Annotated in this window: 11 protein-coding genes; 2 read left to right on the forward strand and 9 right to left on the reverse strand. The window is 43.3% G+C overall.

All coding sequences use genetic code 11. From position 1 onward, the window contains the following. Positions 1-2: 2 nt before the first annotated feature. On the reverse strand, positions 3-2,738 hold the full coding sequence (locus NBH15_RS01585) for a DUF4493 domain-containing protein (protein WP_250821831.1): 2,736 nt from the start codon (positions 2,736-2,738) through the stop codon (positions 3-5). Between the two features lie 299 nt (positions 2,739-3,037). On the opposite strand from NBH15_RS01585, the gene NBH15_RS01590 reads away from it, so the two are divergent. Next, complete coding sequence (locus tag NBH15_RS01590; RefSeq protein ID WP_250821876.1) at positions 3,038-3,880, forward strand: helix-turn-helix domain-containing protein; 843 nt, start codon at positions 3,038-3,040, stop codon at positions 3,878-3,880. A 402-nt stretch (positions 3,881-4,282) separates the two neighbouring features. Here NBH15_RS01590 and NBH15_RS01595 read toward each other — a convergent pair whose 3' ends face one another. The 3 genes from NBH15_RS01595 to pckA all read right to left on the reverse strand — a co-directional run bounded on the left by NBH15_RS01595 (position 4,283) and on the right by pckA (position 8,750). Continuing rightward, positions 4,283-5,821, reverse strand: a complete 1,539-nt coding sequence (locus NBH15_RS01595) for a YifB family Mg chelatase-like AAA ATPase (RefSeq protein WP_250821832.1) — start codon at positions 5,819-5,821, stop codon at positions 4,283-4,285. A gap of 41 nt (positions 5,822-5,862) precedes the next feature. Further along, entirely contained in the window at positions 5,863-6,963 is a 1,101-nt protein-coding gene (locus NBH15_RS01600) for a TlpA disulfide reductase family protein (RefSeq protein ID WP_250821833.1), read from the reverse strand. Between the two features lie 179 nt (positions 6,964-7,142). Next, positions 7,143-8,750, reverse strand: a complete 1,608-nt coding sequence (gene pckA / locus NBH15_RS01605; protein ID WP_250821834.1) for a phosphoenolpyruvate carboxykinase (ATP) — start codon at positions 8,748-8,750, stop codon at positions 7,143-7,145. Positions 8,751-9,113: 363 nt separating this feature from the next. Here pckA and NBH15_RS01610 point away from each other — a divergent pair, with 363 nt between their 5' ends. After that, a complete protein-coding gene (locus NBH15_RS01610) occupies positions 9,114-9,734 on the forward strand; it encodes an RNA polymerase sigma factor (RefSeq protein WP_009860705.1) in 621 nt (206 codons plus the stop codon). 67 nt (positions 9,735-9,801) lie between these two features. Here the strand turns inward: NBH15_RS01610 and NBH15_RS01615 are convergent, their stop codons facing one another. From NBH15_RS01615 to NBH15_RS01635, 5 genes are read right to left on the reverse strand one after another with little or no spacing between them, the layout of a single operon-like run. Beyond that, positions 9,802-10,494 (reverse strand): 3-keto-disaccharide hydrolase, encoded by a 693-nt coding sequence (locus NBH15_RS01615; protein ID WP_010801362.1) that lies wholly within the window; start codon positions 10,492-10,494, stop codon positions 9,802-9,804. Beyond that, complete coding sequence (locus NBH15_RS01620) at positions 10,491-11,849, reverse strand: Gfo/Idh/MocA family protein (RefSeq protein ID WP_250821835.1); 1,359 nt, start codon at positions 11,847-11,849, stop codon at positions 10,491-10,493. Before NBH15_RS01620 ends, NBH15_RS01615 begins: the two co-directional genes overlap by 4 nt. A gap of 11 nt (positions 11,850-11,860) precedes the next feature. Next, positions 11,861-13,270: a BT_3987 domain-containing protein gene (locus tag NBH15_RS01625; protein ID WP_250821836.1), complete on the reverse strand. Its 1,410-nt coding sequence runs from the start codon at positions 13,268-13,270 to the stop codon at positions 11,861-11,863. Positions 13,271-13,285: 15 nt separating this feature from the next. Further along, a complete protein-coding gene (locus NBH15_RS01630; RefSeq protein WP_195436879.1) occupies positions 13,286-15,142 on the reverse strand; it encodes a RagB/SusD family nutrient uptake outer membrane protein in 1,857 nt (618 codons plus the stop codon). Between the two features lie 11 nt (positions 15,143-15,153). After that, complete coding sequence (locus NBH15_RS01635) at positions 15,154-18,462, reverse strand: TonB-dependent receptor (protein WP_250821837.1); 3,309 nt, start codon at positions 18,460-18,462, stop codon at positions 15,154-15,156. Positions 18,463-18,479: the final 17 nt, after the last annotated feature.

Genomic DNA, 18,479 nt, shown 5'->3' on the forward strand with positions numbered 1-18,479 from the left:
TCTTATTCGTATATTAATTCGACGTTGTCAATATAAAGTTGACTACCGACAGATTCACCATTACTTAAATTTGAGAAAGGAGGCATTTTCACCAAGTTACTTCTCAAATAATCATAATTATCACTTGTACTTGATTTAAAACGGATATAAATTTTCTCCGCTTTCAATCGGCCATTTTCTCCTGTGTACTGTAAACGAATCTGCTTACCCTCAAACCAAGAAGACATCGCTCCTGACTCACTTTTTGGTAATTGTTGCTGAGTTACAATTTCACCATTTGCACCTAATACAACAATCTCTGCTATGAATGTATCATCTCCACCCGACTTCGTTTCATACTTATAATCAAAAGAAATCCCCGTTGGACGAGATCCAAAATCATAGCCATAAATAGGCTTTAACGTATTACTATTTACTTCACCTAAAAACAACTCTCCAGGTGTTATTTCTTTAATCACAGAAGCATCACCTCCCCCTGTATTACCAGCTCCCCAGCCAACTGTACGAATTAAAGCTGCAGAGCCCGACACTCCTTCCGCCTTTATCGTTCCGGAATTTGCTGCGTAACGCGTCCAACCATAATCTCCGCCCGCAGTCACCCAACCTTCATTCATAGAACCATGCTGGGTTGTAAGTGCATTCAATGTAGCCCATCCGATATTCTCAGAAGAGGACCAAGGCTGCCACAACTCCCAATATCTATACGGATATTCCGATTTACCAGTCACTGTAATTGTATTCTTTGCCCCCTCATCTGTATTTCCATTTGCATCTGGCGCAATACTCCATTCTTCGAACCCTCCATTCGGAATCGTGCCGGTAGTCTCGGTTGTAACCGTTACCTCTTTGCTGATACGTTCATAATCTTTCCCCCTATTGTATATCGCACGAACCGAATATTTTGTTTCCGGCATCAAACTACGCAAAGTATCTACCCACTGGTTTCCGTCAGCATCTTTCTTCAACGATTGGTTCGGAAGATCCGTCCAATCGCTTCCGTTCAAATATTGATAAGTCAACTTATTCTTATCTTCGCCACCCAAGAAATTCGTACGCAAGACGATTCGTTTGGCAAAAGCATCCCCTTCACCTGTTACCAATTCAAATTCCGGAGCTTTCACTACAATCTCTTTCGTCACCTCATCCGTCTTACCATTTTTATCTTGCAGATGCAGTTTCAACGAATAAGTAGTACTTCCTCCCTCTGCCGGTGCAGTCAAGAATGTCGTAAACGGCTTGAATACATACAAATCCAATCGGGAATCGGCAATTTTCTCCACGCCTATACCATACGTTTCATATAACTTCTTCCGTTCATCATCATTTGTCAAGCGGAATATATCATTCAATCCACCTGTACTTGCCAACGTCAAGGTCGTATGCTCTTCATCGATCAATCCTTCTGCTATTATAGAGGCTTGCAGCACATCAACCAATTCATCCCCTTCCACCGCTTCGGATGGCAAAGCCAATGCCTGCTCGTCAATAAAGGGAGCGCCGGCCGGTTGAACGACCACGGTCAGACGAAGCGTATTGCTTTCGTATGCCTTACCGGTCGCATCGACAGCCTGAAAAACGAAATGATAAGTCACCGGATTATCCGGATCCGCTTGTAAACTCCGGATCGCTTTCAACAAACTGATATATCCCGCCCGGGCATTGGACAAACTACCGTTTTCCGTCTCTCCAACCATCCAACAATATCCTTGTTTCAATGCCTCGTCCGCTTGTGCGACCAAATCAAGGCTCTCAGCATCTTCCTCTTCTTCATCACCTATCCAACGTTTTACAGACAAAGACTTCATTCCTCCCGGAATATTGAAACCAACCCGCAAATCTTCATCAAAAGCAGATGTTTTTACCTCCAGCGAAGCTCCGTCCTCAAACCCGGCAGCACTCAGCGTCGGCTTATCAAACGGCTTCCACATAAAATCCGGAATCTCCGTCGTAAACGTCACTTCCTCCATTGTATCATCCAATACGATATCCAGCCCGATTCCTTCCAGGGCTTCGCCATCCGTCTTAAAGATGAGACGTACATTTTGTCGGCGTTCCAACTTCAATGCAGTCGGTACGTAATATGTTTTCTCCGTCTCTTCAGTTATTTTCTTCAACTTGATACCGATAGCAATATCTGTTCCCTCTTTATCGACCTGCATATATGCCGGACGCGTTTCGCCTTTAGCAATCTCCAAATCAGTAGTTGTATAGGCAGAACTCAGCAAAACGGCATACTCCGAATACGCCTCCTTGAAATCGTCGGTATATTCGGCCGTGATCCGTGCATTTCCCAATGTCGCCGTCACCTCCAGCGGCGTACTCATCCCCTCTTTTACGGTAAAGGCAGTACTTCCCTCGAAATAAGGATTCTCAAATTCAGCAGGGAGATTGTTCCCTTTGGAGGCAACCAGGGTGTAAGCACCTTCGGGCAGTTCGATCTCAGACGGCATCTGGTCGAAGCGGTCGTATGATTTTGTGGTGTCTTTGTCGGTGACAATCAATATCCGATAATCTTCTGTAGTAAGGAATTGCGCGAACTCGTCCGAAGCCGCTTTGGTGATACCCGAGTCGATACCTTTCTTCAGGGATGTGGTATCAGCGGTCAAGCTTAAACGTAGTTTTCCCGATTTGGAAGAATGACCTTCCTCATCACAAGCAGACAGACTTAATATTAATACAGAAATATACGTAAACAACGCCATAGCTCTCGCAGAACTATGTCTTCTCTTTATTTCCATTTCCTTCTTATACCTATTTTAGGGTTATTTTCTAACCTTAATATTATATACTAGTACCTATGCATTTTTATCGGGGACAAATTAACTCCGAATTTCGGAACCTCACAAGGTCTATTTATACGATTTACTGTCCTTTTTTTAAGATATGCCTTAAAACACATCAACTAACTCTCTTTATTATACATGATATGGTACAGAAAGGAGCTATTCTGGTGTTCTATTTATAAGAAAGCATATTGGCCTTTGAAAAATAATGAATACATTTGCAGCTATATAAAAACAGGCAAATGGATACAAATATACCTAAGGAGCTACCCAAACTCGACATCCCCGAAGACTGGATTGTCGGGAAAGATATCAGCCCCGAAATACTGAATATGTACACGAATTTCCCCTGCCGGTTGAAAGCTGGTATCTTCGTGCTCTGCATGGCAGGAAAAATCGAGGCTTCAATCGATGCAACGACCTACCAGGTAAAAGCAAACGACTTCGTGACCATCCTGCCGGGAAGTATTCTCCAGATACTGAAAGCAACAGGAGAGCTAAAGATCTATTTCATAGGCTATTCCTCCCAGTTCATTACATCAACCAATATTATCAAATCGACTCTCGACATCTTCTATACGATAAAGACCTCACCGGTTTTCCCGTTGAAAGAAGGAGTCGCCCAAATCTTCCGCGACCATATGGATCTGCTGGCCAGGACCTATATCACTTGTTACGGAAAAATCAGCAGAGAGGTTACCAAACATATGTTCTTCACCTTGATCCACGGACTAGGCGATTTGTATAAGGATTTACGAACTAAAAAAACAGTTTTAGCAAAAAGTGAACAGATCGCACACGAGTTTACACAACTGGTCATGCAACATTACAGTCAGGAACGAAACGTATCCTTCTACGCTGATAAACTGGGAATTACACAGGCTCATTTAAGTACAACGATCCGGCAAGCCACAGGAAAAACCTGCATCGATATCATCGCATCGATGGTCATCATGGATGCCAAAGCCCAGTTGAAATCGACCGAGACTTCGGTGCAGGATATCGCCTATTCGCTGAACTTCACAAATATGTCCTTCTTCGGCAAATATTTTAAACGACATGTGGGTATAAGTCCGTTGGAATACCGGAATAGTTGAAGTTCTGTGAGAACTACCATCGTATACTATTGGCTACTAAGCGATAAGTCCCGATCAATTAAGCCAGACATCATAAGCCTTTCCCTTAACGAGCAAGGTCAGCAAGCTTAACGAGCCATATCGCAAAGCTTTTCGACCTACGTCGTTAAGCTTTGCGACAGGAGTTCCGGAGATTGAAAGTTATAGCTAAAGAGTTAGTTAGTAACGTGTTTGACAATAACAGGTAACTAGGAGAAAGATACTTTTTAGTTGCCGGAAAGATTTATTTATAAAAAGGTGAAGGGTTCGAATCAACCATTCACCTTTTTATAAAACCGTTCACCCCATCCATTCACCCATAATCGTATAATAATCAAAAGGCGAGCATAAAAAGGTGATAGGTGAACGGTATATCTTAAATTTCTACAGTCCCCAACTCTCCCTGTCGAGGTTTCGGTAATTGATGGCTTCGGCGAGATGGCGGGTCTCGATGTTTTCGGAGGCATCGAGGTCGGCAATGGTGCGGGAAACTTTCAGGATACGGTCGTAGGCACGGGCGGACAGGCTCAGACGCTGCATGGCGGTTTTGAGCAAGGCCAGACAGGCAGCATCGGGCACGGCATATTTATGCAGAAGCGGCGTAGTCATCTGGGCGTTGCAATAGATACCTTCATAATCGGAAAAACGCTTTTCCTGGATAGCACGCGCCTTGATAACCCGTTCACGGACAGCCAGACTGGGTTCGGACGGACGTTGTTCGGAAATCTTTTCAAAAGGCACGGGAACGATCTCCACCTGTATGTCGATGCGGTCGAGCAACGGTCCAGAAACACGGTTCATGTATTTCTGTACCGCTCCCGGAGGACAAAGACAAGGCCGGTCGGGATGGTTGTAATAACCGCACGGGCAAGGATTCATCGAAGCGACCAGCATAAAGCTGGCAGGATAATCGACCGAGAAACGGGCACGCGAAACCGTGATCTTGCGATCCTCCAGCGGTTGGCGCATCACTTCGAGCACACTCCGGTTGAACTCCGGCAACTCATCAAGAAACAGTACCCCATTATGAGCCAGGCTGACCTCTCCCGGTTGCGGATAAGCTCCCCCGCCTACCATCGCCACATTCGAAATGGTATGATGCGGTGAACGGAACGGACGCTGTACCATCAGGGAAGTCTCCACCCCTATCTTTCCCGCTACAGAATGGATCTTCGTTGTCTCCAGCGATTCATGCAAGGTGAACGGCGGAAGAATAGTCGGCAACCGTTTTGCCAGCATCGACTTGCCGCTTCCCGGTGCACCGATCATCAGCAGGTTATGACCACCGGCAGCCGCCACTTCCAAAGCACGCTTGACACTCTCCTGCCCGCGTACATCGGAGAAATCGAACTCAAACTGCTCCTGGCGGGCATAAAATTCTTCCCTCGTGTTCACGACAGTCGGCTGCAGTTCACGCTTTCCACTCATGAACTCGATTACCTCTTTGATGGTCGAAGCCCCGTACACCTCCAGATTATTGACTACCGCAGCTTCTCGTGCATTCTGCCTGGGAAGGATAAAGCCCTTGAAGCCCTCTTCCCTCGCTTTGATGGCGATAGGCAACACTCCTTTCACCGGCTGCAGGCTACCGTCGAGCGAAAGTTCTCCCATCAAGATGAATTGATCCATCCGGGAAGCATCCAGCTCTTCAGCAGCAGCCAATATGCCGACAGCCAGCGGCAGATCATAGGCAGAACCTTCTTTCCGGATATCGGCAGGCGCCATATTGATCACAATACGATTACGGGGGAATTTATATCCGCTCACTTGAAGGGCAGAGATGATACGTTCGTGACTTTCGCGTACGGCAACATCGGGGAGACCGACCAAAAAGAACTGGATTCCCTTCGTACAATTGACTTCAATGGTGACAATGGTTGCAGAGATGCCCTGCACCGCGGCGGCATACGATTTGACTAACATAATTAATGATTTTGGTTGAAAGTTTATAATTCGTTATTTCATCACTCTATCAGTTTTTCAAGTGTTTGTTCTATTTCCACACCGTTGTCCGTCTTCATGACGATCTTTCCTTCTTCATCGATCAGGAAACAGCGGGGAAGTGCGTTTACATTATAGAGGTCGACCAACATCGTTGCCTGTCCGGCAGAGTCGGTCACCAGGTTCCAGTCGATACTGTCTTTGGCCAGCAGCTTGCGGACTTCCTTCGGGTCGTCGTCCAGGCTGATCAGCAGCATATCTACTTTCTCTTTCGGATATTTCATTGCGACTTTATCCAAAAACAGATCTTCCGTCTGGCACATGTCGCACCAGGGAGCTGTAAAAGCAAGCAGCAAATAACGTTGCGGGAATGAGTCCAGACTCACAGTTTGTCCGTATACGTTCTTTACATGAAAGCCGGGGGCTTCCGCACCCAACAAGGTACGCTGTGCCTTGGCACTATATTCCTGCAGTTTACGTATCAGATAGAAATTGTTCAACTTCGGACTCAGCACCGCCAGTAACTCATCCAGCTTTCGGGTGTCATCCGGATTCATGAAGTAATATTGCAGTAAAACAGCTGAAGCCTCCTCATCGGGATGCGCCTGTATGTATTCCATGGCCCGTTCCGACAACGTATGATTCACATTGGTCAGACGAGACGGGATATCGGTTTCTTCCGTTGTATTCGTATAGCTTCCCTTATTCGTCAAAATCTTGAACAGATCCGCTTGTTCCTTCAGCAAGGGACTGATACTCTTCTTGTAGGAGTTCAACTGATCGTTGATCCGTCCGCCTTTTACCTGCAACAGAGACGGATAAAGAGCATCACCGCTAATGGTTATTTTTTCACCTTTGATCAGGTAAGCCGTAGTCCAGCTTTTCTTGTTATCGAAGAAGATTGTGACCGTATTGAAATCACCTTCATTGTGTTTCAAAGAGAATTGTCCGGGTTTTTCACACGTGATGGTATCGACGACCTTGTAATTGTCATTTTCAAAAACAGCATACAACGTCTCATCTTCCAAATTAGACAATTTGCCTTCTATTCGGTAAGAGACGTCCTTGCCGCATGACGACAAAAACAATACGACTCCGAAAATCAATAATAAATGCTTTATCATTCTACCTTTAAACCCCACAATAACGGATAATTTGGGGGTAAAGATAATAATAGATTTTAAAACAAACTAACATTTATGATAAAATTAATATAGATATATAAAAAAAGCGCAGAACAAAATGTTCTACGCTTTTTGATTTTTTATACTTAATCCAGGTTATATAGCCCTGAATCTGTAAATTACAATTTCGGACCAGCAGCAACCAAAGCCTTACCAGCTTCGTTTCCAGTGAACTTAGCAAAGTTCTTGATGAAACGACCAGCCAGGTCTTTTGCTTTTTCATCCCACTGAGCAGCGTCAGCGTAAGTGTCGCGAGGATCAAGGATCTTCGAATCAACATTCGGCAATTCTGTCGGAACAACGAAGTCGAAGTAAGGAATAACCTTAGTCGGAGCTTTGTCGATAGAACCATCCAGGATAGCGTCGATGATACCTCTTGTATCTTTGATAGAGATACGTTTACCGCTACCGTTCCATCCAGTGTTAACCAGATAAGCCTTAGCACCAGTCATTTCCATTTTCTTAACCAGTTCTTCACCGTATTTAGTCGGGTGCAATGACAAGAAAGCAGCACCGAAACAAGCTGAGAATGTAGGAGTCGGTTCAGTGATACCACGTTCTGTACCAGCCAATTTAGCTGTGAAACCAGAAAGGAAGTAATACTGAGTCTGTTCCGGGTTCAGGATAGATACCGGAGGCAATACACCGAATGCATCAGCAGACAGAAAGATAACCTGTTTTGCGTGCGGGCCTTTAGACACCGGCTTAACGATGTTTTCGATATGATAGATCGGATAAGAAACACGAGTGTTTTCTGTTACGCTCTTATCTGCGAAATCGATTGTACCGTCAGCAGCAACTGTTACGTTTTCCAACAGAGCGTCGCGTTTGATAGCGTTGTAGATATCCGGTTCGCTTTCTTTGTCCAGGTTGATAACCTTAGCATAGCAACCACCTTCGTAGTTGAACACACCTTCGTTATCCCATCCGTGTTCGTCATCACCGATCAACAGACGTTTCGGGTCAGTTGACAAAGTAGTCTTACCTGTACCGGACAGACCGAAGAAGATAGCTGAGCTAGTTCCTTCTTTATCTGTGTTAGCAGAGCAGTGCATAGAAGCGATACCACGAAGCGGGTTCATGTAGTTCATGATAGAGAACATACCTTTCTTCATTTCACCACCGTACCAAGTGTTCAGGATAACCTGTTCTTTAGTCTTCAGGTTGAAAACTGTAGCAGTTTCAGAGTTCAGACCCAGTTCTTTGTAGTTGTCAACTTTAGCTTTAGAAGCGTTGAAGCAAACGAAATCAGGTTCACCGTAGTTAGCCAGTTCTTCCGCTGTCGGACGGATGAACATGTTAGTTACGAAATGTGCCTGCCAAGCTACTTCCATGATGAAACGAACTTTCATACGAGTTGCTTCGTTTGCACCGCAGAATGTATCGACAACGAACAAACGTTTGTTAGACAATTCCTTAACAGCTTTAGCTTTCAGATCAGCCCATGCTTCTTCAGTACAAGGCTTGTTATCATTTTTATATTCTTCAGAAGTCCACCATACTGAGTCTTCGCTGGCTTCATTCTTTACAAAGAATTTATCCTTAGGTGAACGACCTGTGTAAACACCAGTCATTACGTTTACAGCACCCAGTTCTGTTACCTGACCTTTTTCAAAACCTTCCAAAGACGGTTTTGTTTCTTCTGCGAACAGAACATCATAAGACGGATTGTGTAAAATTTCTGTTACACCGGTAATTCCGTACTTGCTTAAATCTAAATTAGCCATTCTTGATAATAATTTAAATGATTGACTTTATATAACTTTTCTCTCTCGCGAAATTAAAATAACAGGACTCCAATACCTACATCTAACTTGCTATTATTGCGCCTTGTTAAGACCGGTACAAAAGTAATACATTTTTTTATAGCTGGTACTCTATTAAGGAAATTTTTCAGTAATAATTGCTCTTTTCCATGCAATTAACAATCCGGGCAGTCTATTTGTCAACTAGACTTTACAATCTGCGACAGAAGTGTCAACTAAAGTAGTCACTTAGAAAAAAGTGAATATATTTACAGAAAAAGATGAGTAGTTTTCCCAAATTTTTGTGTTCTGATTCTGAACAAGGTCTAACCACGTAGCATTCTTATGAGAAAAAACACTGAGTCAACCCCCATGACTACAAAAAAGAGAAACTCAGATCAGATAATCTGGGAGAATTTTCTTTGTGGAGATGATGAAGCTTATACATATATTTATAGAGAGTACTCGCAGGCGCTATATGCTTATGGCATGCATTTTACCTCTGATAAAGGGCTGGTAGAGGATTGTATACAGGATGTGTTTATAAAGATATTTCAGAACCGCAGACACCTCCAGTCTACAGACAACATCAAACTATACCTTTTTATTGCCTTGAAAAACAAGCTATTCAATATATTCAGAAAAGACATAAAATACAGTCAGATCGATTCGCTGGAACCTGTTTTTGCGGCAGAATATACGATTGAGGATGAGATTATCGAAAATGAAAGAGAACAATTCCTGAATGAGAAAATGATCCGGATGCTCGAGGTTTTATCGCCACGCCAGAAAGAAATCATCTATTATCGTTTTGTAGAAGGATTATCTTATGAAGAGATTTGCCAGATCATGGATATGAATTACCAATCTACCCAGAATCTGATACAAAGGTCTTTAAAAAAGCTACGTACCACTTTCTCACAGGCAGAAATGCAATTTGTCCTGCTCCTTCTTATCAGCATGTAACTTACAATTGCCTATAAAACAAGTCAATCAGTAGTTTGTCGTTGTTTTATAAGCAATTGCGTGGTTCTCACTCGAGAACTTTTATACGGATATATCTGAACCTGACTACCGAGTCATGCCCCAAGAAAGCGATGTGACCACATGAGTTCCGCAATCCGGACTGTACCTTATCATACGGAATATCCTTAATCACTTTCTTGATATTCGTATCGAGAATGACCGTCCCATTCAAAATGATCTTAATATTGGCTCCCCGAGCTATCACTTCCTGTTGATTCCATTCGCCCACTGGTTTTAAATACCCGCGTTTGGCCGGAGCATAATTATATAAACCTCCGTGATACTGGTAGGGCTTCAGATCCTTATATTGAGGATCGTCATTATCCAGTATCTGAAGTTCCATTCCCAAATAACCTTCCGGAACTATGATGTGCCGAAGCCCCAATCCGTTATTTGCTCCGGGTGTCAGTTGAAATTCAAACTTCAATACAAAGTTACAGAAACTATCTTCCGAATAAAGATTTCCGAATCCCGAGGCTTTTTTAGCAATACAACCGTTTTCCAATATATACTCATCAGAGTTGTTAATCCATCCATCCAGAGTAGTTCCGTCAAACAACAACCGGTAACCATCTTTCTTCTCCTGCTCCGATAACCGGTATGGGACAACTGTTTCCGCTGTCGACGAAAGAACCGGATTCGATGCGAACAAAGGACAGCTTATTAACAACAACAAGACTGCATATCCTATAATTTTCATAGACGAATCTCTTTTTTAATTTTTCTTTCTTTCAGATTCTCAGCATCCCAATAAACGGCCTCTCCCCGTTCATAACTTTCATAACTTAATAAGGCCGGAGCAGCAGATCTTACAGAAAACATGACATCACAAACAAGCGGGGTTTTATTACGGATACCCGTAAAAAAGTTTTCAAAATGATCATAATGCCCCCCCTTATAGTCCGATGAAGCAATGAATTCTATCTCCTTTTCCGATTTGACAACCGGCGTATCGATCCCCTGCCCAATCGGTTCCAATGCCTGCAAGAAAGCTGTATCAGCCTTATGCAACGTTTTCAAAGTGACCTTATCCCATGCCACATCGAGAGTTCCTTCCGAACCGACAATACGAAAGTCCATACTTCCCCATTTACGCGAAACACCGTCGACATAGTTTGCACCCAACTGTACGGTGAACGCTCCCAGATCCTCCCTGTCCGGATAATCCAGATAAGCAAGCATCACATCAGGAGTATCCCGATATCCGTCTGTATAATGCCGGATACCACCTGTCGTATAAACTTTTTCCGGACCAATAGCATCAGTTATATAGTGAAGGCTTGCCAGCACATGCACGAACAGATCTCCGGCAATGCCGGTTCCGTAATCTTTCCAGTTCCTCCAATAAAAGAAACGTTGGGGATCGAATTTATGCTTAGGTGCATTTCCTAAGAACCGTTTCCACCAGATTGTTTTTTCAGAAGCATTATCAGCAACCGGATAATACCCCAATGTTCCCGGAGCACCTGTAAACTGCCCATCTATAAAATTGACTTTGCCGATAGCCCCGGATCGCAACAGTTGCCGGGCTTTTCTATTCCCTAAAGAAGCCATACCCTGACTTCCGGCTTGAAAATACATACCACTTACCCGCTGCGCATCAATCAATTTTTCCGCCTCACTTATTTTATGGATAACCGGTTTTTCACAATATACATGCTTACCAGCTTTCATGGCTGCAATGGCAATGGGTTGATGCCAATGGTCGGGAGTTCCGATCAGTACGGCATCGACATCACTACGTTTCAGAATATCATTATAATCTTTTGTTATGAAAATATGATCTCCCCACTGTTTTTTAGCATCCTCCAAACGAGTTTCATAAACATCACATACGGCCGTGATCTTTACCCCTGGTACCCGTAAAGCACAATTCGCATCAGCAGTCCCCATTCCGCCTTTACCGATTAAAGCAATTCGTATCTCGCGGGAACCGACAGATTCCCCATTTCCAACCACTCCGGAAGAGTTTCCCTCCGCCAGGAGTTGGGGAGCTGAAGGTAATAATATACCTCCAGCCATCATTTGTTTAATAAAAGTTCTTCTATTTGACATAACATCTGTTATTAAATACCCCAACCATTAATCTCTGCAACCTGGCAAACCGCACCACTTGCTTTGCCCAATGCCGGATCTGCATATTCAAATGCATCCGTAATAACAAAACGGATATAATTGGCTTGTTGCATTGAGAAATCCAGTTCCATCGAACGATCCTCCAGATTACTTTTGCGGTTCCAATCTACAATTTTTGTCCAATTTTCACCATCTGTGCTAACTTCAAAATAGCCTGATTTGATATTTCCCAGTGATTCATCTTCCGGCAACTGGAATCCCAAACGATACAAACTACAATTCTCCTGCAAGTTTATAGTGACAAAATAAGGGAATTCTATCGGCTTGATAGCCCTAGTACACCAATAAGTGTTATTATTATTATCCAGTAGATTATCCGGTATATCCATCGACGAAGCGTTCTCGACTTCATCTGTAATAATAGAATTACACTCTTCTATCGTCCAGCCGGTTTTCTCCATAACCGGGGGTTGGATAGAAATCGGATAGATTGTCACATCCGCCTCCGGATCGATTCCATACTTTGAGACAGAAGCTATTTTGAGAGGAAGGGCATAGTACCCGAAAGCATAATTATTTTCATCCACTTTAAATGCTTTCTCCTCCAATGTGATCTTTAGATATTCATAATCCCGGTTCTTATTCAGGATACAAGTCGAACGATCTATCGTATACGCACCTTCCGGCAGTAATTTATATTTTCGGGCACCTGCACTCAGGGAACCGTTATATTCATCCAGTGCAGCTGAATTGACCTCGACATCATAAGAAATATCCCAGTCATTATAATAATTGACCTGTACCTTAGGATAAATGACCAGAACATCATCGTCATCCGTTTTTATGCTGAACTCAGATCCCGTCCTGTATATACCCGGAGTTTCGAAACCAATATAAGGCTGATAGACAGAAGGCTTGATCAAAATCTGCGCCTTATCCTCCTCTACAATCCGAATATCCGCGTTATCGGTCACCAACAAACAGGGCAGTATATATTGCAAACCATCGTTGCCCAGATCAGTCAGGGAGGCGGGATCAAAATCAATCAGAAAGAACTTTCTGTAATCATCTTCCGTAAAAGATAAACTCCCCTCTTTCAGCGAATAACAATTATCCGGCATTAGTTTATAATCGGTACCGTTCGTTTCGTTATAAGCAGCCAAAACGGATTCATCCACCGACAGGCGGACGGTTGCGGAATGATTTCCTTTACCACTCTTTATCACAGGCAGTTCATAGGTAAAAGTACCCCAATTAAAAACCTTAGCTTCCAGCAAACCCGATTTTTGCAGGTAAAGCTGATCATCCAGTTCATCGGCATCCCTGTATTCGTCACATGAAACAAACCACAACGAGAATACCGATAAGGCCATCAGAAATATATTATATTTGAATTTCATATTCTTCATTTTTTATTACCAACCATAATTTTGTGTCAAATTCTGCATTTCATTCAATTGCTCCTGAGGAATAGGGAACAGATAATTTTTGTCTGTGAATACCCTGTCTCCTGAAGCCCAGATAGACGTAGTCCTGTGCCATGAGTCTTCATAATTTTTCGCAGCGACATTCCTTGTCCATACTTTTCCGTTCAGAACATCTTTAGCGGTCATCCACCGACGAAGATCCGATAGCCGGAGTGTCTCGAAAGCCAATTCGACCATACGTTCTTTCTGGATCAGCTCACGAAGTAAGTTTTTATTCCCTTTGACTTCCGGATAAGCATCCTCCAATTTATTCAAACCGGAACGTTCACGGATCAGGTTGATATACTTCAAAGCTTCGGCCTCATCCCGGTTCGGTTTTTCGTTACAGGCTTCCGCATAGTTCAGATAAATTTCACCTAAACGAAAGATCAGAGCGACCAATTGCCCCCAGTTACCCTGGTCCGTATTCAAAGTCGGGTCGGTCATTCTGCGCCAGGAATATCCTGCCTTTACACAATCGCCACTACCTGAATAGGAAGAAGTACCTCCATCAAAAAATGTAACAGCATCTTTTCTCATCGCCGGATTCAGCCAAGGAAATCCATTCGCCAAAACAGAAGCATAAAAACGGGCATCACGTCCGACGCAGCTGTTATGTGCTTTTACAAGTAGGAAAGTATCTAACGGGTGTTTATAACTATCCTTAAAACCATCCTCCACATAACCGGACTTCGGATCTATGACCGGAGAACCATCCGCATTATATCCCGTGACAGGGAAGCGCCCCGAAGCAGCCATAGGATAAGTATCGACCAAACGGATAGAAGGACAATATCCACCGTAGCCGGTCTTACAGAACTTAGGAGGATTACAGCGGACCACAATGAACATTCCATTAGTCTGCCATTGCCCCCAGATAACCTCTTTATTCCACTTTTCCAATGTTACCCCCATATATGACCGGATTGCCCGTTTGAACGGATCAGTCTCCGCCGTATTCCGTACCAGATCATAAATTCCCAGATCGATGACAGCTTTAGCTGCATCAGCCGCCTTTTGCCACTTTTCAAGGTCTGGTGACTGCGGGAACAATAATTCTCCGTCTTTATTCTGCATCCCTTGATATAAAGAGCAACCATTAAACAACGGACTCGCCATATACAACAAGAAACGGGCCTTAGCAGCTAACACAACTCCTTTCGTTACACGTCCGTACCAACTGAGATCCGTTATCTGTAAAGGTAAAACCTCTGCAGCCTTATCATATTCTTCCAGCACGAACTGTACATTTGCTTCCAGCGGGTGGCGATCAATATCTTCCGCATGAATGCTGGAATCAGAATCCTGATCTCCCCAAACATAAACAGGTCCGTACTGATTTATTAAGAGCGTATAGAAATAAGCTCTCAAAAAACGAGCCTCCGCCTTCATTATATCTTTTTCTTTCTGGGTCAACTCCACACACTCATCTACGTGGTTCATAAATACGGTAGCCTGATTAATGGCCTGATACATATTTTTCCAGATTGCATAGGAAGTTGTCGTGACACTCCATGTTCCATTCAAAAAACTATGATACCCCAACCCGGACATCCAGGAAAACAAAGCTTCATCACTCATGGGAACACTAGCTCCGACTGCATTTTCGTGCCAATTATATGTCTGTGGAACAAAGCCATACACCTGTGCCAGATATTGTTCGGTTGTGGAACGTTTATTGAATACTTCCTCCAGTTTAATCTGATTATCCAACTCTACATCCAGAAAACCGTCACAACCGGTAAACAACATACCAATCATGTATAACAGACTGATTACTGTATATTTATGCTTATATTTTTTCATATGCTTAATAATTAAAAGTTAACATTCATTCCTATAGCAGCCGTACGCATTTGAGGATATAACCCTCCGGTTCCGGTATTCAGTTCCGGATCCCATAATTTGAAGCCGCTAAACGTCAGAAGATTGACACCCTGTATATAAAAACGTATTGTCGAAAGACCTATCTTTTGTATCAGTTCTTTAGGCAATGAATATCCTATCTCCGCATTTTTCAAACGGATATAGCTCATATCACGCCACCAATAGGAGGACTGTTGCTTATTATTGTCGAAAGCAGACATCCACATACGGGGATATTTCGCATTCGGATCCGGATTCCATTCAGTCCAACGGTTCTCTGCTACCTCTTCATAGAAGTTTCCAAGAGACAGAATACTGCCGTCACTACCGTACACCTGGCTTCCTCCGATCATACGCCCTACATGGGTAGCTCCCTGAAAGAATACGGATAAATCAAAACGTCTCCATCGCAGGCTCACACCGAAACCATAGTTGATCTCAGGGATTGTCGTATATCCCATCGGAACCCGGTCGTTTGAGTCGATAATCCCGTTCCCGTCTATATCCCGGTATTTGATATCTCCCGGACGTACCGGACCGAAGGTTTGTGTCGGACTGTTCGCTATATCTTTCTCCGACTCAAACAAACCAATAGCAACCAGCCCCCTATGTTGATTCATCGGAAAACCTACATCATTCAAATAAGGCCATTGCTGACTCGGTTTATCATCATACAATACTTTATTACGGTTAAAGGTAAAGTTTCCACGTCCGGATATATATAACTCATCATTTACCTGCTGTTCATATTCCAGCGTCATATCTATCCCCTGATTCTGCATCTTACCTAAATTCACATACTGCGTCACGTTAATACCGACTACCGAAGGAATACTTTGTTGCTGAATATAAATACCTTCGCGTTTTTCTTTAAAATAATCGGCACTCAGTTTAATACGATGGAACAGTCCCAATTCAAAACCGACATCCGTCTTCTTGGCAGTTTCCCAGGATACATTCGGGTTACCGGGATGTCCGGTTGCGATACCTCTGATCCACTTTGCCTGATCACGTCCGAAATTCCAACCTCCCGTATACTGCATCTCGGTATTATAAGCAAAACGACGATCACCGCCGATCTTATCATTTCCGATCTCTCCGTAAGAGCCTTTAATCTTCAATAAGGAGATCACAGACGACAGGGATTTCCAAAAATCTTCATTGCTGATCATATAGCCCAAAGCACCTGAAGGGAAAAAACCGAAACGTTTTCCAGGAGCGAAGTTTTCAGAACCATTATAACCAAAATTAAATTCAGCGAAATACTTATCCCTGAAGGAATAGGCAGCACGACCTGCAATACCGATATTTCTATTGGCAAAAGCTGCAATATAATCAGTCGGGAAATTGTTGGTATATTCCCGGATATTGAATAAAAACAGGCCGTTCACCCGATGATCATCGTTGAATACCTGATCATAAGTAAGCGATGTTTCAAAATTCCAGGTTTGTGCCCCTCTGTTAGAACGAGCCAGAGAAAGAAAATCATTACCGTCGCGGTTCTGATGTAAAATCAGATTTCCTTCCTTATCCCTTCCCAGGGCATCGTACGTAACCGGCGACTTACGTTTATCCAGCGTCGATTCATTACGGGCATCCCACGAGAATTTTGCATTTCCTTTCAAGCCGGGAGTAATGAATGAAAAATCCTGTGTCAAGCTGATCAAAGATTGGGCATTGTTCCAGAAATCAGCGGAATACCCTGTATAGTTCAAGTCCAGATAAGGATTAGTACCTACAATAGGGCGGGATAAACTTCCATCTGAAAATACGGGCACAACAGCAACAGAAGGGACAGCCAGCGTATTATTATAAACACTTTCCATTGCAACCCCGAGGCGATTTTTTATTTCATATTGGTTCGACAACGAAAGGCTCAGTTCTGTCAGACGGGTTACATTGATATCGACATTGGCCCGAAAATTAATTTTCTTATATCCGACCTGAGGATCATACTGAGGATTTTTTACCGGTTTAAAAATGCCATTTTCACTATAAAACGAACCGGCAACATAATAGCGGACACTTTTTCCACCTCCCGAAACATTTACATTCGCACGGATATTGTTGGATATATTGCGGAAAGTAGTATCCCACCAGTCCACATTCGGATATAAATCAGGATCCGTATGATTGACGTGTTTATCATATTCTACTGGCTGATAAGCCAGTTGTCCGTTCCCCTGCAATGTGATATCATTATAATAATCCATCCATTGAGAGGCATTCGCCATTTTGGGAGTTACGGTCGGATTGGAAATTCCGTATTCCACCCGGGCATTGATAGCAGGCTTGGCTTCCCTTCCTCGCTTTGTCGTAATCAGAACAATCCCGTTTGCACCACGAACCCCATACAAAGCCGTAGCAGTCGCATCCTTCAATATTGAAAAAGTAGCAATATCTTCCGGATCAACCAAATCCATCGAACGTTCTATTCCATCCACCAGTATAAGCGGTGTATTGTTTGCCCCGAAAGAACTAATACCCCGTATCCAGAAATCTGCTCCGGCACCAGGCTCACCGGTACGTTGTATGGCAACGATACCGGCCATCTGTCCGGCCAGGCTTGTACTCAGTTTCGCAACCGGTACCTGAAGTTGTTCGGAGGTGATAGTTGATATAGCACCTATCACACTGGCTTTCTTTTGCTTACCATAAGCTACAACGGTCACTTCTTCCAGTTCATCGGCCTTTGGCTTCATTCTGATCACAACATCATTCTGATTACCGATAACGATTTCCTGATCTTCCATCCCCAAATAAGAAATGACCAGTTTATCCGATTTATTTACTTCCAGTTCAAAGGAACCGTCCAGGTCAGTCGTCACCCCGCGGGTACTTCCTGCAACCAGGATAGCCGCTCCCGGCAAAGGTTCGCCCAAATCATCCAGTACCTTTCCCCGAAAAGAACTTCTGTCCTGGGCTTTCAATGGCAATGGGCCGATCAAACCGGTATTCTTTTTCTTTGATATAAATATCTGGCGGTCTTTAATTACATAGGTATTATCCGTTCCTGTAAACAACAGATTTAATATAATATCCACAGTCTGATCAGTGATATCTAATTTCACTTTCCGGTTTACATCCAATATGCCGTCATAATAGAAAAAAACATATTCGCTTTGTTTTTCTATTTCAGAGAAGATCTCCTGCACTGTCTTATTATTCGCTTTCAAAGACAATGTTGCCGATTGCGAATAAGTACTGCTGGCCAAACTTGCATTTATTCCTAAGATCAGGAATAGGGCAGCGATTTTCATAATTCGATATTTAATAC

Origin of the sequence: Parabacteroides caeci (genome assembly GCF_023656795.1) — a bacterium.
Taxonomy (GTDB): Bacteria; Bacteroidota; Bacteroidia; order Bacteroidales; family Tannerellaceae; genus Parabacteroides; species Parabacteroides segnis.

What these genes read in the sequence shown, in the direction of transcription:
- NBH15_RS01610 (WP_009860705.1), top strand. Translation starts at nt 9,114, where the DNA reads ATGAGAAAAAACACTGAGTCAACCCCCATGACTACAAAAAAGAGAAAC.
- NBH15_RS01630 (WP_195436879.1), bottom strand. Translation starts at nt 15,142, where the DNA reads ATGAAAAAATATAAGCATAAATATACAGTAATCAGTCTGTTATACATG.
- NBH15_RS01595 (WP_250821832.1), bottom strand. Translation starts at nt 5,821, where the DNA reads ATGTTAGTCAAATCGTATGCCGCCGCGGTGCAGGGCATCTCTGCAACC.
- NBH15_RS01625 (WP_250821836.1), bottom strand. Translation starts at nt 13,270, where the DNA reads ATGAAATTCAAATATAATATATTTCTGATGGCCTTATCGGTATTCTCG.
- NBH15_RS01615 (WP_010801362.1), bottom strand. Translation starts at nt 10,494, where the DNA reads ATGAAAATTATAGGATATGCAGTCTTGTTGTTGTTAATAAGCTGTCCT.
- pckA (WP_250821834.1), bottom strand. Translation starts at nt 8,750, where the DNA reads ATGGCTAATTTAGATTTAAGCAAGTACGGAATTACCGGTGTAACAGAA.
- NBH15_RS01635 (WP_250821837.1), bottom strand. Translation starts at nt 18,462, where the DNA reads ATGAAAATCGCTGCCCTATTCCTGATCTTAGGAATAAATGCAAGTTTG.
- NBH15_RS01620 (WP_250821835.1), bottom strand. Translation starts at nt 11,849, where the DNA reads ATGTCAAATAGAAGAACTTTTATTAAACAAATGATGGCTGGAGGTATA.
- NBH15_RS01585 (WP_250821831.1), bottom strand. Translation starts at nt 2,738, where the DNA reads ATGGAAATAAAGAGAAGACATAGTTCTGCGAGAGCTATGGCGTTGTTT.
- NBH15_RS01600 (WP_250821833.1), bottom strand. Translation starts at nt 6,963, where the DNA reads ATGATAAAGCATTTATTATTGATTTTCGGAGTCGTATTGTTTTTGTCG.